17 protein-coding genes are annotated in these 21,335 nt (G+C 63.4%); 8 read left to right on the top strand and 9 right to left on the bottom strand.

Going from position 1 to position 21,335, the window contains the following annotated elements; all coding sequences use genetic code 11:
• Positions 1-34 precede the first annotated feature (34 nt).
• Positions 35-427 carry a 2-oxoglutarate dehydrogenase gene (locus ACYVNQ_RS14625; RefSeq protein ID WP_460903210.1) on the top strand — a complete coding sequence of 131 codons (393 nt, stop codon included), beginning with the start codon at positions 35-37 and terminating at the stop codon, positions 425-427.
• Positions 428-582: 155 nt separating this feature from the next.
• Here the strand turns inward: ACYVNQ_RS14625 and ACYVNQ_RS14620 are convergent, their stop codons facing one another.
• The 4 genes from ACYVNQ_RS14620 to ACYVNQ_RS14605 form a co-directional block, all read right to left on the bottom strand.
• Complete coding sequence (locus ACYVNQ_RS14620; RefSeq protein ID WP_460903209.1) at positions 583-1,548, bottom strand: helix-turn-helix domain-containing protein; 966 nt, start codon at positions 1,546-1,548, stop codon at positions 583-585.
• Positions 1,549-1,681: 133 nt separating this feature from the next.
• Complete coding sequence (locus ACYVNQ_RS14615) at positions 1,682-2,608, bottom strand: LysR family transcriptional regulator (RefSeq protein ID WP_460903208.1); 927 nt, start codon at positions 2,606-2,608, stop codon at positions 1,682-1,684.
• 189 nt (positions 2,609-2,797) lie between these two features.
• Positions 2,798-3,832 carry a helix-turn-helix domain-containing protein gene (locus tag ACYVNQ_RS14610; protein ID WP_460903207.1) on the bottom strand — a complete coding sequence of 345 codons (1,035 nt, stop codon included), beginning with the start codon at positions 3,830-3,832 and terminating at the stop codon, positions 2,798-2,800.
• Positions 3,833-4,242: 410 nt separating this feature from the next.
• Positions 4,243-5,016, bottom strand: a complete 774-nt coding sequence (locus ACYVNQ_RS14605; protein WP_460903206.1) for an alpha/beta fold hydrolase — start codon at positions 5,014-5,016, stop codon at positions 4,243-4,245.
• Between the two features lie 274 nt (positions 5,017-5,290).
• Between ACYVNQ_RS14605 and ACYVNQ_RS14600 the strand changes: the two genes are divergently transcribed.
• The 5 genes from ACYVNQ_RS14600 (at position 5,291) to ACYVNQ_RS14580 (ending at position 12,687) form a co-directional block, all read left to right on the top strand.
• The gene (locus ACYVNQ_RS14600; RefSeq protein WP_460903205.1) at positions 5,291-5,926 is read left to right on the top strand and encodes a LysE family translocator; all 636 of its coding nucleotides are present in this window, start codon (positions 5,291-5,293) and stop codon (positions 5,924-5,926) included.
• A 107-nt stretch (positions 5,927-6,033) separates the two neighbouring features.
• Complete coding sequence (locus ACYVNQ_RS14595) at positions 6,034-6,495, top strand: helix-turn-helix domain-containing protein (protein ID WP_460903204.1); 462 nt, start codon at positions 6,034-6,036, stop codon at positions 6,493-6,495.
• Between the two features lie 137 nt (positions 6,496-6,632).
• A complete protein-coding gene (locus ACYVNQ_RS14590) occupies positions 6,633-9,854 on the top strand; it encodes an efflux RND transporter permease subunit (protein WP_460903203.1) in 3,222 nt (1,073 codons plus the stop codon).
• Between the two features lie 48 nt (positions 9,855-9,902).
• A complete protein-coding gene (locus ACYVNQ_RS14585) occupies positions 9,903-11,189 on the top strand; it encodes an efflux RND transporter periplasmic adaptor subunit (RefSeq protein WP_460903202.1) in 1,287 nt (428 codons plus the stop codon).
• Between the two features lie 19 nt (positions 11,190-11,208).
• Positions 11,209-12,687, top strand: a complete 1,479-nt coding sequence (locus ACYVNQ_RS14580; RefSeq protein ID WP_460903201.1) for an efflux transporter outer membrane subunit — start codon at positions 11,209-11,211, stop codon at positions 12,685-12,687.
• On the opposite strand, the gene ACYVNQ_RS14575 is transcribed toward ACYVNQ_RS14580, so the two are convergent.
• Together ACYVNQ_RS14575 and ACYVNQ_RS14570 are read right to left on the bottom strand one after the other, a co-directional pair.
• On the bottom strand, positions 12,662-14,086 hold the full coding sequence (locus ACYVNQ_RS14575) for a heavy metal sensor histidine kinase (RefSeq protein ID WP_460903200.1): 1,425 nt from the start codon (positions 14,084-14,086) through the stop codon (positions 12,662-12,664). The genes ACYVNQ_RS14580 and ACYVNQ_RS14575 overlap by 26 nt on opposite strands.
• Positions 14,086-14,763, bottom strand: a complete 678-nt coding sequence (locus ACYVNQ_RS14570; protein ID WP_460903199.1) for a heavy metal response regulator transcription factor — start codon at positions 14,761-14,763, stop codon at positions 14,086-14,088. Before ACYVNQ_RS14570 ends, ACYVNQ_RS14575 begins: the two co-directional genes overlap by 1 nt.
• Positions 14,764-15,240: 477 nt before the next feature.
• Here ACYVNQ_RS14570 and ACYVNQ_RS14565 point away from each other — a divergent pair, with 477 nt between their 5' ends.
• Positions 15,241-16,875, top strand: a complete 1,635-nt coding sequence (locus ACYVNQ_RS14565; protein WP_460903198.1) for a UbiD family decarboxylase — start codon at positions 15,241-15,243, stop codon at positions 16,873-16,875.
• A gap of 243 nt (positions 16,876-17,118) precedes the next feature.
• Entirely contained in the window at positions 17,119-18,216 is a 1,098-nt protein-coding gene (locus tag ACYVNQ_RS14560) for a porin (protein WP_460903197.1), read from the top strand.
• A gap of 154 nt (positions 18,217-18,370) precedes the next feature.
• Here the strand turns inward: ACYVNQ_RS14560 and ACYVNQ_RS14555 are convergent, their stop codons facing one another.
• The 3 genes from ACYVNQ_RS14555 to ACYVNQ_RS14545 are packed head-to-tail and all read right to left on the bottom strand — an operon-like array spanning position 18,371 to position 21,080.
• Positions 18,371-19,204 carry an ABC transporter ATP-binding protein gene (locus ACYVNQ_RS14555; protein WP_460903196.1) on the bottom strand — a complete coding sequence of 278 codons (834 nt, stop codon included), beginning with the start codon at positions 19,202-19,204 and terminating at the stop codon, positions 18,371-18,373.
• Positions 19,205-19,255: 51 nt separating this feature from the next.
• Positions 19,256-20,248 (bottom strand): ABC transporter substrate-binding protein, encoded by a 993-nt coding sequence (locus ACYVNQ_RS14550; protein WP_460903195.1) that lies wholly within the window; start codon positions 20,246-20,248, stop codon positions 19,256-19,258.
• Positions 20,249-20,285: 37 nt separating this feature from the next.
• Positions 20,286-21,080: an ABC transporter permease gene (locus ACYVNQ_RS14545; RefSeq protein WP_460903593.1), complete on the bottom strand. Its 795-nt coding sequence runs from the start codon at positions 21,078-21,080 to the stop codon at positions 20,286-20,288.
• Positions 21,081-21,335 lie beyond the last annotated feature (255 nt).

The following is a 21,335-nucleotide window of genomic DNA, read 5'->3' as shown; positions in this document are numbered from 1 at the left end:
TCGGGTTCCTTCTTCCTCTTTATTGCGAGTGATCATGTCAACAATGGATATGCTGAAACGTGCCGCCGCGCTGCTCGCGTTCGGCGCGATGCTGGCGAGCGCGCAGGCGGCCGAGACCCAGTCGGTCGCGCCGGTGAACTTACCCCCGGGCGGCCACGGCGTAGATGGTCCGTTTTTCCCGACCAACCGGGTCGCGCCGATGCAATCGACTACCGGCTCGCAGCTGCAGCAGCAGGCGCAGCAGCGCGTCGAAGCGCGTCTTGCCGGCAATACCGCCCTTGCCAGCGGCGGCACGGTGACCAAGGCGCAGGCGCAAAGCAATGGGCTCGGCTTCGTTGCGAAGCACTTCGATGAAATCGATACCGCTCATACGGGCAAGGTTTCGATGAGCGACGTGCGGCAGTTCTTGCAGCAACGGCGGCAGTGATGCGTGGGTAGCGATGGTGTCGGCAGTTCCGCGGCGGCCGGGGTACGGTACCGGCCGCTGCGGATGAGTTGCTTGCCGACGCCTGTTTTGCCGCGTTTGCTGCAGGATGATTCGGCTTCCTGCGCTTCGCACAACCGCATTCCAGCGCACATGTCTCAGCTTTTTTTGTGCGACTTCTGCCACTGCTTGGGCGTCTCGCCGGTGATCAGCCGAAACACGCGCGTGAAATGACTGTGCGCCGTGAAGCCGCAATCTTGCGCGATGCGCGCGAGCGAGTCGTCGCTATGCGCAAGCCGCTGTTTGGCCTTTTCGATGCGCCGGCACATCAGCCAGCGGTGCGGCGTCTCGCCGACCTGCAGGTTGAAGGCGCGCGCGAAATGACGCACGCTCAGTCCCGCGGCATCGGCCAGCGACGCGATCGACAGGTCTTCGTGAAGATGGGCGTTGGCGAATTCGATCACGCGCTGCAAACGCCATGTCGGCATCGCGACGCGGCGCTCCGGCAAGTCACCGGCGCCGGCACGTTGCAGCAGGTGCGCGACTATCGAGATCAGTGCGCCATCGGCGAGCAGCCGGTCGTTCGCCTCAGATTCGAGCGATGCCGCCCACAGCCGGAGCATCGTCTGCGCGATGAACGTATCTTCCGTTGGGTGCTGCGCAAGCGTGTCGAACGTATGCGCCAGATCGGCAGGGAGCGTACAGTCGAGCACGTTTTCGAGCGTGTCTGTCGGCAGCGTCAGCAAGAGCAGCCTGCGTTGCCCGAGCACTCGCCAGCGGCTTTCGATGCCGGGCGGCAGAACCAGCAGATGTCCCGGCGCGGCAGTGGCGTGCCGCCAGCCGTTGCCCATATTCCACGACCAGCTGTTCTGCGCACTGGCGGCGAGCGGCAGCGCGAGCACCGTCTCGGGCACGTCCGGATCGGTGAAATCGTGATCGGACTGCTCGACTTCGATCATATTGAATGACAGCCGCCCGCCGAGACCGCGATGCTGCTGCGGGAAAATGGTGTAGGCCGACTCGCGAAAGAACTGTGCATAGCTCCGCCAGCAGGGCTTCGCAACCCTGAATTCCGGGCCGCCTCCTTGCTCGATGGTGTCGCAGGGCAGTGTTTCTGTTCGCATGACGCTATCGGTTTGCACATGGGCAATACCCGGCATTGCGCCGGTGTACCACCGACGTTAAGCGTCCCGCAAAGGTCAATCAATCAACACCGTCAGCAGATCATTACGCCCGGCGTAATGGTCGTGTGCCGCGTTAGCGCTGCTTCCGGCCGGCAGCGCGGGCAATCGCCCTGCACGCTACGCAGACCTTGAGCAACGTAGGATCGCGTTCGCGAATGGTCAAAAAGGTCAGGCCGATCGTTTGCTTCATCTGGAAGCGCGGATCCAGAGGGATGAAATGGACCCGGTCTTTCAGCAGTCCGCGCACCCTGCCAGGCAACAGCGCGTATCCGACGCCGCCGCTCACGAGGCTCGTCAACGAAAAGATGTCGCCGACACTCATCGTGACCAGCGGCGTGGTTCCGGCTACCTCGAACGCATGGTGAAAGCCCTGATACGTGGCAAACCCTTCATGCAGCGAGACAAACGGTTCGTGCGAACAGGCCTGCAGGTCTATGGTCTTATGTTTCGCATAACGCGAACCGGCCGGCGCGGCGAAAAAGATCTCATCGTCGAACAGTGGGATGGTTTGACATTCCGGTCCCAGTTCAGACGCGGCGAGCAGCGCCGCATCGATGGCGCCTTGCGATAGTTGTTCGAGCAATTCCGAATCGGAGCCGAGCGTCAACTCGACCTCGAGCCCGGTACCGCGTGACTTAAGCTCGGCGATCAAGGCCGGTACGGTATCGAGCGTGAGCGAGTAGAGCGACCCTAGCCGCAACAGCGAAGACGAGTAGCCGGCTACTTCGCGAGTCGTGCGGATGCCGATCGACATGGCCGTCAACACAGTGCGCGCGGTGCTGGCGAGCGTTCGTGCCGCGTCGGTCGGGATCAGCAGTCTTCCTTGCTGCTCGAACAGCTTGCATCGCATGCCTTTCTCAAGCGAATGCAGCGCGCGGTGCACACTGACCGTGCTCACATCCAGTATCTCTGCCGCCTTTCCGAGGCTCCCACCCTCGAGGAAGGCAAGCAGAACTTCAAGCCGACGAAACGTCACTTCCTCGTCAATGCGCTCGTTCATGCGTTGCGGCTCCGAAGTGAAACGGATCCGCCCATTATGCGGTCGCGAGCGCGATGCAGGGAATCTTCATCGATGTTCGTTGCGCACGGCTGGCTGATCGGCGGGGGGCGGGACGAAGCCAGGTCGAAGCGGGTCAGTCGACAAAAAGGAGCTTGAAGGAGTGGGCGGGCTCGGCAGTGTGAGGTCGAATCAACTTTGTTTGTGCGATTGCTGCCAGCGTTTGGGCGGCTCGCCGGCGATCAGGCGAAACACGCGGGTGAAATGGCTTTGCGCGCTAAAGCCGCAGGCTCGCGCGACCTGTTCGAGGGTGTCGTCGCTGTGCGCGAGCCGTTGTTTGGCTTTCTCGATGCGGCGATTCATCAGCCAGCGGTGCGGTGTTTCGCCGACCTGCTGGCTAAAGGCGCGCGTGAAATGACGCACGCTGAGCCCGGCCGCGTCGGCCAGCGAGGCGATGCCCAATTCCTCATGAAGATGAGCGTCGACGAATTCGGTCACGCGCTGCAGACGCCACGCAGGCATCGCCACGCGGCGGCCCGGTTTCTCTGCTGCGCCGGCACGCTGCAGCAGATGGGTGGCGAGCGCGACCAGCGCGCCGTCGGCGAGCAGCTGATCGGTCGGATCGTGCTCGAGCATCGCGCCCCAGAGCCGCACCATGGTCTGGGCGATAAAGGCGTCCTCCCACGGAGATTGCGTGAGCGAATGAAACGTGCGCGCCACATTCTCCGGTAACGCACCGCCAAGCACGCTCTCCAGCGTCGTGGACGGTAACGTGAGCAACAGCAGCTTGCGTTGCCCCTTGACCCGCCAGCGGCTCTCGACGCCGGCCGGCAGCACCAGCAGGCTGCCTGGCGAGGCGCTGGAGTGGCGCCAGCCATGGCCCATGTCCCACGACCAGCGGTTATGCGCGCTGGTGGCGAGCGGCAACACCAGCACCGATTCCGGTACGTCCGGATCGGTGAAGTTGTGATCGGACTGGTCGACGTCGATCATCCGGAACGGCAAGCGTCCCGCGAGGCTGCGATGCTGCTGCGGGAATACCGCATACGCGGACTCGCGATAGAAATCCGAATAGCTCCGCCATTCATGCCTGGTATCACTAAGCTTGCACTTCGGTGCGGCGACGCCTTCCGGCGTGGCGACAGCGCTGCCGGGCGACTCTTCCGCTGTGACGCGATGTTGTGTTTCCTGCTGCGCTGCTTCTTTTGACTGTCTTTCGCTTTGCATCTAATTGTGCGGCAGCGCCGCATGGCCTGGCTAATGCGCTGGACTTTATCGCATCCGCCGTTGTGCGATTTGACTGTAGCGGACACTTGCTGACTGAAAAGGACACCGCGCGATCAGCCTGCGAACAAGCGCGAAATAAGCGCTCCGGGAAGCCGTTTTCCAATGCGAACGGTTCGCCGTACGGGTCTTTGTGTAAGGCGGCGTACGGCATCCGTTATCCGCTCTCGCGTCGGAACGCCAACCGTTCGTCGAGGAGTTTATGCAGCTAGCCAGACTGGCGATGACCGGGTCGGTCTTTCAGTACATCTCAGTGTGAAACGTGCTGTCGGGCGACCGATCCGGCCTCGCCGGTCGCCTTGACCAGGCCGATCGCCCGCGCGGTGCGCCGGTCGTTCAAACCGGCGCCGCGATCAGTTCCGTTGCCCCGCGGCTTCGAGGATCAGCCTGGTGATCTCGTCGGGATGAGAAATCATCGACAGATGGCTCGACTTCAATTCGATGGTTTTGGCGTTCATGCGTTTGGCCATGAATCGCTCGAGATCGGGATTGATCGTGCGGTCTTCCGTCGACACGGCATAGAAGCTCGGCTTCGAGCGCCACGCCGCCTGAGTCGTCTTGCCGGCGAGCAGTGCCTTGTGAAACGGCTCCTGCACTGCGTAGAGAACCCTCGCCTTGTCGGCCGGCAGATCGCCGCCGAAGTCGCGCAGGAAGGCCTCTTCGGTCAGGCGCCCCTCGTCGCCGTCGAACACGATGCCCGCGGAAGCCGGCGGTGTCGGATAGGTCTTGGCCAGCGCCGTATAGTCCTCGCCCGCATCGGGCGCGCGAGCCGCCACATAGACCACGGCCGACACGTTCGGATGCACGCCGGCTTCGCTGACGATCATCCCCGAGAACGAATGTCCGACAAATACGGTGGGGCCGTCTTGCCGGTCGAGTACGCGTTTGGCCGAAGCTACGGCTTCAGGCAGCGTCGTCAGCGGGTTTTGCACCGAGGTGACGTTCATGCCTGCCGCCTGCAGACGCGCGATCACTTCGGTCCAGCACGAGCCGTCGGCGAACAGCCCATGCACCAGCACGACGTTGCGCGCCTTCGGCGGCGCGGCATCGGCCGCGAACGCGCTGGTGGAAATCATCGAGGCGGCAGCGGCGGCAAGCATCGCGGCCGAGAAGTTGCGTCGGTTCATCGTTGTTCTCCTTTTCGTTGGCAGACAAAGCAGACGGGGGTGGTAATCATCATAGACGAGCGTCGATCTTGGGCAATCCATACGATGTGTATACGGATACCTCAAAAGCGTTTCGGCGATAATGCGCCGCCCTCATGCCGTGACCGTTGTGCGCAAGCTTTGTCCGCTTCAGTCAAAACGGATTGCACGACACCCGATAAAGTCGGGTTGCTGTCCGCCACGCAGTTGCGCAGATCGCGCGCGACGCAGCCGGCATGCTTCGGGAGAATGACTGTTGGAACACCATCTGTGGATCACCTATGCATTCGCGTGTTGCGCGATTGCGTTGTCGCCCGGCGCGGGCGCTGTGCTGGCAATGAGTCATGGCGCGTCATACGGCCCGCCGCGGGCCCGTGCGACGATCGTCGGCCAGGAGCTTGGCCTCGCCTTCATCCTGATCGTCGCCGGTGTGGGGGTCGGCTCGCTGCTGATGGCATCGGCGTGGGCCTTTCTCGCCGTCAAGCTATGCGGTGCCGCTTATCTGGTCTATGTCGGCTTGCGCCAGTGGCGCGCACCGGTCGCGACGCAGACGAGCACCTCACGCGCCGCGCCTGAAGCGTCATGGCGCAAACGCTGCGCGACCGGATTTCTGACCAACGCCACCAACCCGAAAGGGATCGTGTTCATGGTGGCGGTACTGCCGCAATTCATCGTTGCCGGCAGGCCGCTCGTGTCGCAGCTTGCGGTGATGACGATCACCATGTGCGTGATCGACGCGACGATCATGCATGCGTATGCGTACGGTGCCAGTGCCTTTGGGAAGGTGTTCAGGCATCCTCGCGCGGTGCGGATTCAAAACCGCGTGTTCGGGACATTGTTGATGGCGGCCGGCACGGCAATCATTTTCGTGCGCCGCGCAGTGCCTGCATGACACAGGCATGACGCGAACATGACACAGATATCGGTAACGGATCGTACCGGTCGAGCCTTGGCTGACCGGGAACCGGAAACATTGTCGAACGGGTCGAGCAGAGCAACATGGAACAGGTTCAGGCAGCCGCGTCACGCGGCGACGCAACCGACCGGCTGCTCGCCGATGGCGCACTGATGACGCTTGCCGCCCATCTGCTGCAGCGCGCCGGCACGCAAGCCGCGCCCGAGCGGCGTGTGGCATTGCCCGCGTGGCGCCTGAAGCGCGTAACCGATTTCGTCGAGCCGCACCTTCACGAGGATCTCGGCATCGTCGCGCTCGCCGATGCAGCAGGGCTCAGCCCACGCCATTTCGCACGCGCGTTTCGCGAGCAGGTCGGCGATACGCCACACCGCTGGCTGATGAGGCGACGCATAGAGAAAGCCAAGCAACGGCTCGCGCACAGCGACGACACACTCGAACAGATTGCGCTGGCATGCGGCGTCAGCGCACAAAGCCACTTCACGCGCGTGTTCAGGCTTACCACCGGCGAGCCGCCGAAGCGCTGGCAGCAATTGCACCGCAGATAACAGATTCGTAATCTTCGCGACGCCCGAGGGTAATCGCCGCTCCCCCACACTTGCATCCCATCAGGTCTGGACACGCCGTATGCCGGCGCGACAGACATAACAGCTGGCTTTACAGCCTGTTGCCGAGGGAATCTGCCATGTGGATCGTCAAGCTAGCGTTGCAGCGGCCTTATACGTTTATCGTACTGGCTGTGCTCCTGTTTATCCTGGGGCCGCTTGCGATCGTGCGTACGCCCACCGACATCTTTCCGAACATCGACGTGCCGGTGGTCAGCATCGTGTGGAGCTTCAACGGCTTCTCCGCCGAAGATATGGCGCACCGTATCACGTCGAATTACGAAAGAGCGCTGACGTCGGACGTCGACGACATCGAGCATATCGAGTCGCAATCGCTGAACGGCGTGGCGGTGGTGAAGGTGTTCTTCCATCCGGGCGCCGACATTAACCGTGCGGTTGCGCAGGCCTCGGCGAATTCCGAGTCGATTTTGCGGCTGCTGCCGCCGGGTACGCTGCCGCCGAACATCATTACGTACAACGCGTCGACGGTGCCGGTGCTCGAGCTCGGCCTGTCGAGCAAGACGCTGCCCGAGCAACAGCTGTACGACCTCGGCAACAGTTTCATCCGCACGCAACTCGCGACCGTGCAGGGCGCGGCGGTGCCACTGCCGTTCGGCGGCAAGATCCGCCAGGTGATGGTCGAACTCGATCCGGCCGCGCTGCAGGCAAAAGGCCTCGCGCCGCTCGACGTGGTCAATGCGGTCAACGCGCAGAATCTGATTTTGCCGGGCGGCACCGCGAAGATCGGCACGCGCGAATACAACGTCGAAATGAACGGCAGCACGGCGTCGATCGCGGCGCTCAACGACCTGCCGATCAAAACGGTGAACGGTACCGTCGTGTATGTGCGCGACGTCGCGCACGTGATCGACGGTTATGCACCGCAAACCAATATCGTGCGCAGCGACGGCAAGCGCGCGGCGCTGCTCGAAGTGGAGAAAACCGGCAGCGCGTCGACCTTGACGATCATCCAGCAGGTCAAGTCGATGCTGCCGAATATCGCCGCCGGATTGCCGAGCGCGCTGCATATCACGCCGCTGTCGGATCAATCGGTGTTCGTCAAATCGGCGATCGACGGCGTGGTGCGCGAAGCAGCCATTGCCGCGTGCCTGACCGCCGCGATGATCCTGCTGTTTCTCGGCAGCTGGCGCGCGACGCTGATTATCGCGGTATCGATTCCGCTCGCGGTGCTGACCTCGCTGATCGCGCTGTCCGCGCTTGGCCAGACCATCAACATCATGACGCTCGGCGGTCTAGCGCTGGCGGTCGGCATTCTGGTTGACGACGCAACGGTTGCGATCGAGAACATTACACATCACCTGGAAAGCGGCGCCCCGCTGCACGATGCGATTCTGAACGGTTCCGGCGAGATCGCGGTGCCTACGTTCGTATCGACGCTGTCGATCTGCATCGTGTTCGTGCCGATGTTTCTGCTGTCGGGTGTCGCGCGTTATCTGTTCGTGCCGCTTGCCGAGGCGGTGGTGTTTGCGATGTGCGCATCGTATTTCTTCTCGCGCACGTTGATTCCGACGCTCGCGATGTATCTGATGCGCGCTCGCAACCGCGCGCAGGATGGCGCCGCTGCACCGCGCGCGGCAAACCCGCTGGTACGTGCATTGACGCGTTTTCAGGCGGGCTTCGAACTACGCTTCGAACGCGTGCGCAATGCGTATCGCCGTGCGCTGACGCGCGCCATCGAACGGCGCCGTCGTTTCGTCGCGCTGTTTCTGCTGCTGTGTCTCGGTTCACTGGTGTTGCTGCCGTTCGTTGGGCGCGACTTTTTTCCCGCAGTGGATACCGGCGAAATCCGCCTGCATCTGCGCGCACCGACCGGCACCCGCATCGAAGAAACGGCTCGCCTCACCGACGAAGTGGAAGCGAAGATCCGCAGCGTGATTCCGGCTGCGCAACAGGCGTCGGTGCTCGACAACATCGGCGTGCCGACCAGCGGCATCAACCTGACCTACGATTCGTCGGACCCGATCGGCTCAGCGGATGCGGACATCCTGATCACGCTGAAACCCGGCCACGCCCCCACCGCCGTCTATGTCGCGAAACTGCGCAACGTGCTCAATGCTGCGTTTCCCGGCGTCACGTTCGCGTTTCTGCCGGCCGACATCGTCAGCCAGATTCTGAACTTCGGCCTGCCCGCGCCGATCGACGTGCAGATCGTCGGCAACAAGCTGGCCGCCAACCGCGCGGTCGCCAAGCAACTGCTTGCGAAGCTGCGCGGCGTGCGCGGTCTGGTCGACGCCCGCATCCAGCAGCCGGGCGACGACCCGACGATCGACATCGACGTCGACCGGACCAAGGCGCTCGAAGCCGGGCTCACGCAACGCGAAGTCGCGCAGAACATGCTGATCGCGCTGTCTGGCAGTTCGCAGACCACGCCGAATTTCTGGCTCGACCCGAAGAACGGCGTCAGCTATCCGCTGGTGACCGAGATGCCGCAGTACGACGTTCATTCGCTGCAGACGCTCGCGAATATTCCGCTCACCACGCAAAAGGTGGCGGCTACGCCGCAAAACCTGCTTGGCTCGCTCGGCACGATGTCGCGCAGCACGCAGCAGGCGGTGGTATCGCACTACAACGTGCAGCCGGTGCTCGATATCTTCGCATCCGCACAAGGCCGCGACCTCGGCGGCGTGGCCGACGACGTGAACCGGCTGGTGAGCGAAGCGCGCGCGCAACTGCCGCCCGGCTCGTCGATCGTGATGCGCGGCCAGGTGCAGTCGATGAACGCGTCGTTCAGCGGCCTGGGCCTTGGGCTCGTGTTCGCGATCGCACTGGTGTATCTGCTGATGGTGGTGAATTTCCAGTCGTGGCTCGATCCGCTGGTCATTGTGAGCGGTCTGCCGGCGTCGCTGGCGGGTATCTCGTGGATGCTGTTCGCCACGCACACGACCTTGAGCGTGCCGGCGCTGACCGGAACGATTCTGTGCATCGGCATTGCCACCGCCAACAGCATTCTCGTGATCAGCACGGCGCGCGACAAGCTCGCGGCCGGCGCGCCACCGCTCGATGCAGCACTCGAAGCCGGGTTTAGCCGTTTCCGTCCGGTGCTGATGACGGCGCTCGCGATGCTGATCGGCATGTTGCCGATGGCGCTGGGTCTCGGCGATGGCGGCGAACAAAACGCGCCGCTCGGTCGCGCGGTGATCGGCGGACTGGCGGCCGGTACGCTGTCGACGCTGATTTTCGTGCCGGTCGTGTTCGGCATCGTGCATAGCTGGCTGGCGCGGCGCAAGGCGGCCCGCGAGGCCGCGGCTGGAACGTCAGCCACCCCTGCCGCGCATGCGTGATGCGCCCACCCTGTCTGCGTTCGTGATGCGATTTGCCAAGGAACTGCGATGAATTCTTCCGATACCACCCGAGCCGGTCGAAACGCCGCTGCGCCGGCCGATACCGCTACGCCGCGCAATACCGATGCCGAACGCAGCGATGGCGCTTCACGCAGCCGCGCACGCCGCTATGCGCTGCCGGTTGCGCTTGCCTGCATCGCCGCCGCGTTGCTGACCGTCGGCGTGGTTCCGCGTCTCGCTGCGCGTACTGCACTGAGCGAACAGGTGGCTGCGCAACGCTCGCTGGCGGTTTCCATCGTGATGCCGACGCACGCGCCGGCGCAGCATCAACTGCTGTTGCCTGCTTCGGTGATGCCGTACGCGGACGCGTCGATTTACGCGCGCACCAGCGGCTATGTGCAGCACTGGTACGCCGATATCGGCACGCGGGTGAAAGCCGGCCAGACGCTCGCGGTGATCGAAACGCCTGAACTCGATGCGCAACTGCGTCAGGCCCGCGCCGACGCGGCGACCGCGCAGGCGAACTATGCATACGCGAAGACAACCGCGCAGCGCTGGCAGGTCATGTTGCAGACGCAATCGGTCGCGCCGCAGGACGCCGACGCGAAAACCAGCGACATGCAGGCCAAAGCCGCCATTCTGGCGTCCGCGCAAGCCAATGTCGCGCGCCTGAACGAAATGGTGTCGTACGAAAAGGTCAGTGCGCCGTTCGACGGCGTGGTGACCGCACGCAACGTCGACGTCGGTGCGCTCGTCACCGCGGGCGGCACGCCGGGGCTCGCGACACCGCCGGGCGAGCTGTTCCATATCGAGCAAACCGGCACGCTGCGCGTATTCATCGACGTGCCGCAGGACGAGGCAAGCCAGGTGCGCGCCGGCACACCCGTGTACCTGACGACACAACAGTATCCGGGCCGCCGCTTTACCGCGCACGTCGCGCGCAGCGCCGACGCGATCGATCCGGCGAGTCGCACGCTGCGTGTGGAAGTCGACGTCGACAACCAGGATGGTGCGTTACTGCCCGGCGCCTATGCGCAGGTGCATCTGCAGGTGACGGAGCCGCATCCGCTGCTCGATCTGCCGGTCAGTGCCTTGCTGTTCCGCGCAGACGGCGTGACCATCGCGACGGTCGGCGCGAACCACAAGGTGCTGCTGAAGACGGTGACGATCGGCCGCGACTTTGGCACGTATGTCGAGATTGCAACCGGCCTGTCGGACACGGACCGTGTGATCGACAACCCCGGCGACGCGATCGTCGCGGGCGAGCCGGTCAGCATCGCGAGCCACGCGCCCGCAGAAACGGCGGCAGCGTCGCACGCTGTCGCACAACGGTGAGCCGATCCAGGAGCTGGAAATGCGCAAGCAACAGGGTTATCTGATCCGCGCGGCCGTGGCATCGGCCACCGCAACCACGATGCTGCTCGCGGCATGCACGACGCTGCCGCCGTATGCGAAACCTGCGGTCGACGTGCCGGCTAGCTATGCCAATGCATCGGCAACCGTCACGCCTGCCGCGCCCGGCTGGAGCGTCGCGGCGCCCGCCGACGGCGCGCCGCGCGGCCCATGGTGGACGCTGTTTGGCGACGACGAACTGAATCGCCTCGAAGCGAAAGTCGACCTGTCGAACCAGACGGTCCAGAAAGCGGTGGCGCAATTGCAGAACGCGCGGGCGATGGTCGCGTACCAGCATGCGGGTTTCTTCCCGACAGTTACCGCGGGCGCGTCGCAGCAGCGCTTTCGCACGTCGCAGAACATCGTGCATCGCGGTCTCGCGGGGCATACGGTGCCGGATTATTCGGTGGGTGTTGCGGCGAGCTGGGAGCCGGACCTGTTCGGGCGTGTCAAGGATGCGACCGTCAATGCGCAGGCCAACGCGCAGGCGAGTGCAGCCGACCTTGCCGGCGTGCGACTCGCGATGCAGACCGACCTGGCCGCCGACTATCTCGACGTGCGCGCAATCGATATCCAGAAGAAGCTGCTCGACGACACCGTGAAATCCTATGCGGCCGCGCTGTCGATCCTGCAGCAGCAGTTCAACAGCGGCGCGCTCGATGCCGCGGCGGTCGCACAGGCGCAGACGCAACTGGAAACCGCGCGCACCCAGGACACGGATCTCGACGTGCAGCGCGCGCAACTCGAACACGCGATTGCGACGCTGATCGGCGTGCCTGCGTCGTCGTTCACGGTGCAGCCGGGTGCTGCCGCGGTGCCGGTCCCCGTGATTCCAGCCGGCCTGCCGTCGCAACTGCTCGAGCGCCGTCCGGACATCGCCGCAGCTGAACGGCGTGTGGCCGCGGCCAATGCGCAGATCGGCGAGGCGCGCGCCGCGTACTATCCGAACCTGACCTTATCGGCCAGCGCAGGGCTGGAGAGCTCGTATTTCGGGCCGTGGCTGACCGCACCGAGCCTGTTCTGGTCGCTCGGCTCGCAGATCGCCGGCACGCTGTTCGACGGCGGGCGGCGCGACGCCGCGCTGCAGGGCGCGCATGCGCAGTACGACGGCACGGTGGCGGACTATCGGCAGACGGTACTGACCGCGTTTCAGCAAGTGGAAGATCAGCTGTCGACGCTGCATACGCTCGCCGATGAAGCGCACAGTGCGCAGCTCGCATCCGATGCCGCACAGCGCGCGCTGCAGCTGACTACCAATCAGTTCAAAGCCGGCGCGGTCAGCTATCTCGACGTCGCGACTTCGCAGACTATCGCGCTCGGCAACCAGCGCAGCGTCGATCAGATCGACGCGCGCCGGGTCGATGCGAGCGTGCAGTTGCTCAGGGCGCTCGGCGGCGGCTGGAACAGCAGCACGCTTATTTCCGCGGGAAATCCAGAATGAAGCGTGTTCCTTGCGCATCGCTTTGCGCCTGCGCACGGCCGCCATGCAGTTCCATGATGGTGCGTACGATTGCCAGGCCGAGCCCGGTGGATGCGGGGCCAAGGGGCGCATGGTGGCGCGCGGGGTCGGCGCGGTAGAAGCGGTCGAACACGCGTTCGAGCGCCGCCGGCTCGATATGCGAGCCCTGGTTCGCAACCGTCACACGCAAACCTTGTGCAGTCGGCTCGGCGTTCAGCTCGATGGCCATGCCACGCGGCGTGTGGCGAATCGCGTTCGCATGCAGATTGCTGACGGCACGCCGGAACAACTCGGCATCCGCGCACACCTCGCCGCTGCCGGTGACGCGCACCTGAACGCCCGCTTCGTCGGCGAGGCCTTCGAAGTAGTCGGCCACGCGGCTCAACTCGGCCTGCGCGTCGAGCGTTTTCATCCGCGTGACGAACTGCGGATGCTCGGCGCGCGCGAGAAACAGCACGCTTTCGATCATCCGCGACAGACGCTCGCATTCCTCGAGATTCGATTCGAGCGTGGCCTGATATTCGTCGGCGCTGCGTGTGCGGGACAGCGCGACTTCGGTTGCGCCGCGCAGATTCGACAGTGGCGTGCGCATGTCGTGCGCGAGGTCGGCGGTGTACTGCGACATCCGCTGGAAGCCGCCGGCCAGACGCGCGAGCATCGAGTTCAGCGATGCAATCAGCGCGGCCAGCTCGCTTGGCGCGTGCTCGGCGTCCATCCGCGTGTGCAGACGGTCCACCGTGACGAGCGCCGCGTTGGCGGCGAGCTGCCGCAGCGGCCGCAGCGATTCGCGCACCAGCATCCAGCTCATCAGAAACGCCAGCAGCATGCCGGCGAAGCCCGCGCCATACAGGCGCTCGCGGTAATGGTCGAGCAACTGCCAGCGGTCGGTCATATCGCGCGCAATGACGATCGTGACGACGCTGCCATCGGTGAGCGCCGCATCGGCGGCGAGGCCGCGCACCGGCGTGCGCAATGCCGGCCCGACCGCGCTCGCCTCGGCGATCGACGTGCCGGTGATGCGATCGCTTGCCGCCACCCGCGCCGGCCACACCAGCGCGCGGATTGCCGCAGGTATACCGTTCTCGACGTTGTGGCCGAACAGCGGGTTGCCGTGCGCATCGTCCACTTCCATCGACAGCGCGCGATCGCCGAGTACCTGGCTGATCAGCCGCGGCGCATGCGTGCGCACGTCGTCGGCGGAATGCAGCTCGTTGGCAAGGCGCCGCGTATGGCGCGCGGCCAGCACGATCTGGTCGTCGTCCTGCTGCGTGACCTGCTTGTCGAGCGCGAAGTACAGCACGCTGCCGACCAGCGCGAACACCGCCATCGTGGTGCCCGCGAAGGCGAGCGCGAGCGTCGTGGTCAGCGAGCGGCGCGCCATCAGTCCGACTCTTTCAGGTCAATCACATAGCCGACGCCGCGCACCGTGTGAATCAGCTTGACGGGATAAGCGTCGTCGATTTTCGCGCGCAGCCGGCGGATTGCCACTTCGACGACATTGGTGTCGCTGTCGAAATTCATGTCCCACACGTAAGAAGCGATCTGCGTGCGGCTCAGCACTTCGCCCTGGCGGCGCGCGAGCAACTGCAGCAGCGAGAACTCGCGTGGCGTCAGATCGATGCGCGCGCCGCCGCGTTTCACGCGACGCCGGTTCACGTCGATTTCGAGGTCGCCGACCCGCAGCAGTTCGCTTTCGCGCGGCGGCCCGCGGCGCGCCAGCGTGCGCACCCGCGCGAGCAGTTCGACAAACGCGAATGGCTTGACCAGATAGTCGTCGCCGCCGAGTTCGAGGCCACGCACGCGGTCGTCGACGTCGTCGCGCGCGGTCAGGAACAGTACCGGCGTCTGGCGCGTCGCGCGCAGCGTTTTCAGCACGGCCCAGCCGTCCATTGTGGGCAGCATCACGTCGAGCACGATCACGTCGTACTCTTCCTCTTGCGCGAGGATCAGCCCGTCGGCGCCGTCGGTGGCGAGATCGACGCTATAGCCCGACTCTTCGAGCCCTTTCTTCAGGTAGGCACCCGTTTTCGGCTCATCTTCGACGACCAGAATCCGCATGTTTCGCACCTTGCGCGAGGTTATTGAACGGGCGTTCCATTGTAGACGCAGTGGCGGGCTGCGCTGTTTCGCGTTTGCGCGGTTCTTTCAACGAATGAAGTTTTTTCATGCCGTATATGAAAAAACACCGTTTGCGGCACCTGTCGCGATGCCTCAGTCTCCGATAAGCGGGGCACCCGGTACGGGCGTCCGCGTAACCTAAAGGATGGAGACGATGAGCACGTTCCAGCAGATTCAGGCTGACGCGCGCGCAGCAGGCTGTCTGGCCGCCGCGCGTTACGCCGTCCCCAGCTAGCCTTCAGGCTGCGCGCGCCGGCCGTGTGGCCCACGCACGCATTCACGCGTTTTTTTCGTTTTTACGGTCACGACTTTCCGCATGCGGCAAGGCTTCGCGGTGCGCCCTGGCGCGCGCGGCGGGCTCGCGCCTGTGCGTTTGCCGTGCACCGGGTTTATGTCGATTTTCACTACCGGGCGATTATGAAAACACCTCCGTCGTTCCAGACCCATCTGCAGGCCCTGGAAGAAAAGGGCTATGTGATTCACGTGCATCGCGAGATCAACAAGGACACCGAGCTGCATCCGCTCGTGCGCTGGCAACTGCGCGGCGGCATTCCGGAATCGGAGCGCAAGGCGTTCGTGTTCCATAACGTCGTCGACGGCAAGGGTCGCCGCTACGAGCTGCCGGTGGTGGTCGGCGCGCTGTCGATCAATCGCGAAGTCTATTCGGTCGGGATGGGCGTGCCGGTCGACCAGATCGGCAAGAAGTGGCAGCAGGCCCGGGTCAACCCGATCGCGCCGGTCGTGGTAGACGATGCCGCATGCCAGGAGGTGTGCTTCATCGGCGACGAGCTCGACGTCGACGGGCAAGGCCTCGAGCATCTGCCGATTCCGATCTCGACACCGGGCTTCGATAACGCGCCGTATACGACGTGTTCGCAGTACATCACGGTGGATCCGGAAAACGGCGTGCAGAACATGGGCACGTATCGCGGCCAGATCAAGGGCAAGCGGCGCGTCGGCTGCAATCCGTCGATCGAGATGGGTCAGGGTATCTACCAGCACTGGCTCAAGTACAAGGCGATGGGCAAGCCGATGCCGGCCGCGCTGGTGATCGGCGGCCATCCGGCCGTGTCGTTCTGCTCGGTGCAGAAGCTGCCGATCGACGTCGACGAACTCGGCGTGGCCGGTGCGATTCTCGGCGAGCCGCTGCGCGTCGTGAAATGCAAGACCGTCGATCTACTGGTGCCGGCCGATGCGGAGATCGTCATCGAAGGCTTCGTGCCGACCGATTCGCTCGAGCCCGAAGGTCCGTTCGGCGAATCGCACGGCCACGTGAACCTGCAGGAATTCAATCCGTACATGAACGTGACGGCGATCACGCGGCGCAAGAATGCGCACGTCGTGTCGATCATCAGCCAGGTCACGCCGAGCGAAAGCAGCCTCGTGAAGAAGGTGGCATTCGAGCCACTGTTTATCGATCACCTGCGCAATACGCTGCGTATTTCGAGCGTCGAAAAAGTGGTGATGCACGAGCCGCTGACGAACCTGCGCAAGCTGTTGATCGTCGTGTTCAATGACAAGGCAACGGAAACCGAAATCTGGCGTGCGCTGATGGGCGCGGCGTCGCTGCAGCCGGCGGTGGGCAAGCTGGTGGTGGCAGTCAGCAACGACATCAATCCGGAAAACAGCGACGCGATTTTCTGGTCGATGAGCTACCGGATGAACGCGGTGAAGGACGTGCAGATCCTGCACGGCCGCGATACCGGGCATGGCCCGCGCACGTCGGGTGCCGAACGCGGCGACGACGCAGTGGACGGCGTGATCCTGATGAACGCGACGCGCAAGGAAAAGCTGCCGCCGATGTCGTTGCCGACGCGGCCTTACATGGAAAACGCCAAGGCGATCTGGGAAGAGCTCGGCCTGCCGACGCTACGCCCGGAATGGCCGTGGTTCGGCGTTTCGATGGGCGACTGGGACGAGCGCAACGAGATGATGGCGCAGCGCGCGACGCAGAGCGACTACTTTGTCACGGGCCGCGAACAGCTGGAAGAGCGGGTTGGGCCGGAGTGGATCAACAAGGATTCCGCGTGGTTCTTCGAGAAGAAGGACTAAGCGCGGTGTAGACGCGACGCCGGCGGTGCGCGACGCGTGCGGCCGGCGCCGCACAGGTCCGCCTGCGCAATGCAGGCAGACCTCGTTCAGACAGGTTGCAGAGGTTGTTGCGCGATAGCGCGGCAACTGCAGACGTAGCAAGGGAGGGTGTAAAGGCATTCCAGGAAACCGGGTTTCAAGTTTCGGGTTACTAAAAAAATTATCGAAATCCGGCGTATTCCAACGGATAACTATGGAGGAGATGTGCGTATCAAAACTGGAGATCAAGCGTTTTATCGCGGGCGTGTGTCGGGTTGCGCGCGCGCGGCATGGGCATTGTCGCTGCTAGGCCTGTGCGCAGGGACCGCGCATGCGCAGAGCAGCGTGACGTTGTATGGCTCGCTGGACGGTGGTTTGCGCCATATCGTGAACGCCACGAAGCCGGGTGGTGCGGCATGGACCATGGCGTCCAACGGCACCTACAACTCGAACCGCTGGGGCTTGCTGGGACGGGAAGATCTGGGCGGCGGCTATCAGGCACGCTTTAACCTGGAAGCCGGCTTCGTACTCAGCACGGGCGCGAACAACAACACCAATAACCAGATATTCCAGCGGACCTCGACCGTCGGCTTGTCGGGGCCGTTCGGTGTGGTGGACATCGGCCATCAGTTCACATTGCAGCACTTTTTGATCAAGGACTTCGAGCCATTCGACTTTGAGTATCTGAGCATCACCGAGGCAACCGCGGTGTCGGGCGGCAACACCGGTCGCGACGACAACGACATCAACTATCGCGGCAACATCGGGCCGTTTATCTTGCGTGGCGAACTGTCGGCCGGCGGGCAGGCGGGTAACATCGGGCACGGTTCGGTGGCTGCAGTGGGGGTGAACTATTCGACGCCGGCGATCAAGTTTGGCGCTGGCTATACGCATCGTTCGAATCCGCTGCCGGCCACCAGCAGCGACTACTTCGGCGACGATCAGTACACGGCGGGCGGGGCGTTTACGCTGGGCGATTTCACGGCGATGGCGGGTTATTCGCTGAATCTTCAGGACACGCCGGTCTCTGCGAAAACCATCACGCGCAATCAGTATCTGTGGGGCGGGTTTCGCTACAAGATCAGCACGCAGTGGGACGTGACGGCTGCTTATTACGACAACAAGAACGTGACCTCGGGCGTGGCAGGGCGCAAGGGCGTGGCGATTGCTGGCGTGACGTATCTGTTGTCGAAGCGGACGATGTTCTACGCGGATGTCGACTATACGAAGTTTACCGGTGGGTACGTGACGAATGCGACGCTTAACCCGTCGCAGCATGCGAGTCAGACGGGGTTTTCGTTTGGGATAAACCACTTCTTTTGATGCGGATTTGACGACTTGAAGGATGGCCGGGTTCCGAAGGGAATCCGGCCTTTTTGTTTGGGCCCGAAGACGGTTCGCCAGAAACGGCTACGCCCAAGACGGGCTTGGGCGTAGCGGTGTAAAGCCTCTTTACTAACCAGCAGCAGCGTCATGCTCAATGATCGTCCAGCGACCCCTGCGCATTAAAGTGCCCACGAATCGTCTTCGTATGATGCAAAAACGCCGGCGTTGCCATCACGTCGAGCTTTCTCGGCCGCGGCAAGTCGATCTCATACACCGCCGCGATCGACCCCGGCCGCTCCGACATCACCACCACGCGATCCGACAGAAACACCGCTTCCGGAATACTGTGCGTGATCAGCAGCACCGTTTTCTTCGATTCCATCCAGATACGCTGCAGTTCGAGATTCATCGTCTCGCGCGTCATCGCATCGAGTGCGCCAAACGGCTCGTCCATCAGCAACACCGAAGGCTCATGCAGCAGCGCACGGCAAATCGACACCCGCTGCTGCATCCCGCCCGAAAGCTGCCACGGATATTTCTTCTCGAACCCCTTCAACCCTGCCATCTCGATCAGGTGCTGCGCCCGCTGCCGCGCCACCCCCATCGGCATGCCGCGCATTTCCGCCTGCAGCAGGATATTGTCGAGCACGTTGCGCCACGCAAGCAGTACCGCACCCTGAAACACGATGCCGACATTCTTCTGCGGCCCGTCGATACGGCTGCCGCCCAAGGTCATCGTGCCGCCCGACAGCGGCTCGAGGCCTGCCACCATCTTCAGCAGCGTGCTCTTGCCGCAGCCAGAAGGCCCGACGATCGAAACGAACTCCTCGGCACGCATCGCGAAGTTCAGCGGCCGCAACGCCTCCATCTTGCCTTCGCGGCTCGCATAGTGCTTGGTCACGTCGCGCAGCTCGATCAGCGGCGCGGTGGCGGAGCGCGCGCCCGATGCTAGCGGCGCCTGGTTCATTTTGAAAACGGTTGTCATGTCGGAATCGCTATCGGATGGCATGGATAAACGGTTGTGCTGGCATCGATGTCAGGGTACGAAGGCACTCGTGTAGTAGCGCGCCGGATCGTTGGCAGCCTTGTCAAGCTTGCTGTACAGCACGATCGCGCTGACCGAGTCCGAGATGTTCTTTGCGGTCACGTGAAACAGCGGGTCTTTTTCCGTCTCCGGCGTGCGGTAGAACGGAATCGTCGCCTGCAGCGTGCGGATCATCGTGTCGCGGTTGCCGGCGGCCGGCAGCACCTTAAGCAATGCGTCGACGGCCGCTGCCGGATCCTTCTCGCTGTCGTTGACCGCTTTGACCGTCGCGCGCATGAAGCGCTTGAGCAGATCCGGGTTGTTCTTGATCGTGTCGTCGTTCGCGATGATGCTAAGCGTCGCTACGTTCACGCCATAGTCGGCAAAACGCAGCGCGCGCGCCGGCTTTTTGGTGGCCTGTTCGACCGAAATCAGCGGAATGGTGGCGAAGCCGACCAGCAGGTCGGCCTGGCCGGTAATCACCGCGTTGATCGTCGTCTGCGGGTTGCCGGTGATCGTCTTGAAGTCGGAGTCTTTCAGGCCGACCTTGTTCATGAACATCGTCCACAGCTGCGACGACGCATCGCCGGGCGCGACCGCCACCGTCTTGCCCTTGATGTCCTGCGGCGTCTTGATGTTCTTGTCGGCAAGGCCCACCACTGAAGTCGGATTCTCCTGCAACAGCACGCCGATCGCCTTCACCGGTGCGCCGATCGCGGCCACCTTCACCAGCGTACTGAAGTCCGCATAACCGAGGTCGACATTGTGCGTGGCGACGGCCTGTACGGTCGGGCCTGAACCGTGACCTTCCTTCAGCGAGAGATCGATGCCTTCGGCGTCGTAGTAGCCCTTGACCTTGCCGAGGTAGAACGGTGCAACTGCGCCATTCACCGTGTAATTCAACAATAGCGTCACCGAGTCCTTCGCGAAGGCCGGTGCACCCGTGCACAACGCAGCGGCCGCCAGCGCCGCGCCAAACACGCGCGTGAAAATTCTTTGCTTCATCTTGTCTCCTGTGATTGTCCGAAAAGGGGCGAGCGGCCTACGCGCGTGCCTGGTTGCGCTGGCGTTGCGACGAATGCCAGGGCACCGCGAAGCGCTCGAGCACGTCGAGCGCGATGAACAACAGCGAGCCGATCACCGAAAGCACGACCAGCGCGGAGAAAATCAGCGGCTGGTCGAAGTTGCCGTTCGCGCGCTGCAACACATAGCCGAGCCCCGAGTTCGCGCCGACGAATTCGCCGACCACCGCGCCCACGACGGCGAGCGTGATCGACACTTTCATGCTCGAGAAAATCGCCGGCATTGCGTGCGGCAGCAGGATCTTGAAGAACATCTTCAGCGGCGGGCTGCCCATCGAGCGAGCGAGGTCGATCAGGTCCCGCTCGACCGACTTGAAGCCCATCACGGTCGATACGACCACCGGAAAGAATCCGAGCAGGAATGCCACCAGAATGCGCGGGAACAGACCGAAACCGAACCACACGACAAACAGCGGCGCAATTGCCACTTTCGGAATGCTTTGCGAAAACACCACAAGCGGATACAGGTAGCTTTCGACCAGCGGCGAATACGCGACCAGCATCGCAATCGGCACGCCGATCGCAACGGAGAGTGCGAAGCCGCCCAGGGTTGCGTTGATGGTGGGCACCGATTCCTGCAACAGCATCGGCCATTGCTGGGCGATCTGCTGGAAGATCGCCACGGGCGTGGGCACCAGGTAGGGTGGAATCTTGAAGATGCGGATCGTCAGATCCCATACGGCGACGAGGATCACGATCAGCAGCAACGGGCGCAGCCATTTCGAATAGAGGGTTTGCTTGAGGAGGTTCACGATCTTCGAAAATCCATAACGTGCAGGGTGAAGAAGGGATCGCGGCCGCGCACGCGCACCGTTGCGCGCAGACGGCCGGCGATCAGCGGGCGGCGCAGCGGGCAGTGACGCTGACGTTGGGACAGGTGGCGCGGCGGGCCGCAGTGCGTTTGCTTGCGGCACTGCGTGGCGGGCGTGGCGAACGCGCAGTGCACCGCACGCGTGAACGATGAATCGTCAAAGTCATCTCCTTTAGCGAGTACAGACGCACAAGCCAAT

It is taken from the genome of Paraburkholderia jirisanensis, assembly GCF_054782355.1.
Note: the sequence above shows the minus strand (reverse complement) of the source record. Positions and strands in the feature narration are given on the sequence as shown.

Coding starts and splice junctions, on each gene's coding strand:
- ACYVNQ_RS14625 (WP_460903210.1), top strand. CDS start 35: ATGTCAACAATGGATATGCTGAAACGTGCCGCCGCGCTGCTCGCGTTC.
- ACYVNQ_RS14620 (WP_460903209.1), bottom strand. CDS start 1,548: ATGCGAACAGAAACACTGCCCTGCGACACCATCGAGCAAGGAGGCGGC.
- ACYVNQ_RS14615 (WP_460903208.1), bottom strand. CDS start 2,608: ATGAACGAGCGCATTGACGAGGAAGTGACGTTTCGTCGGCTTGAAGTT.
- ACYVNQ_RS14610 (WP_460903207.1), bottom strand. CDS start 3,832: ATGCAAAGCGAAAGACAGTCAAAAGAAGCAGCGCAGCAGGAAACACAA.
- ACYVNQ_RS14605 (WP_460903206.1), bottom strand. CDS start 5,016: ATGAACCGACGCAACTTCTCGGCCGCGATGCTTGCCGCCGCTGCCGCC.
- ACYVNQ_RS14595 (WP_460903204.1), top strand. CDS start 6,034: ATGGAACAGGTTCAGGCAGCCGCGTCACGCGGCGACGCAACCGACCGG.
- ACYVNQ_RS14590 (WP_460903203.1), top strand. CDS start 6,633: ATGTGGATCGTCAAGCTAGCGTTGCAGCGGCCTTATACGTTTATCGTA.
- ACYVNQ_RS14585 (WP_460903202.1), top strand. CDS start 9,903: ATGAATTCTTCCGATACCACCCGAGCCGGTCGAAACGCCGCTGCGCCG.
- ACYVNQ_RS14580 (WP_460903201.1), top strand. CDS start 11,209: ATGCGCAAGCAACAGGGTTATCTGATCCGCGCGGCCGTGGCATCGGCC.
- ACYVNQ_RS14575 (WP_460903200.1), bottom strand. CDS start 14,086: ATGGCGCGCCGCTCGCTGACCACGACGCTCGCGCTCGCCTTCGCGGGC.
- ACYVNQ_RS14570 (WP_460903199.1), bottom strand. CDS start 14,763: ATGCGGATTCTGGTCGTCGAAGATGAGCCGAAAACGGGTGCCTACCTG.
- ACYVNQ_RS14565 (WP_460903198.1), top strand. CDS start 15,241: ATGAAAACACCTCCGTCGTTCCAGACCCATCTGCAGGCCCTGGAAGAA.
- ACYVNQ_RS14555 (WP_460903196.1), bottom strand. CDS start 19,204: ATGACAACCGTTTTCAAAATGAACCAGGCGCCGCTAGCATCGGGCGCG.
- ACYVNQ_RS14550 (WP_460903195.1), bottom strand. CDS start 20,248: ATGAAGCAAAGAATTTTCACGCGCGTGTTTGGCGCGGCGCTGGCGGCC.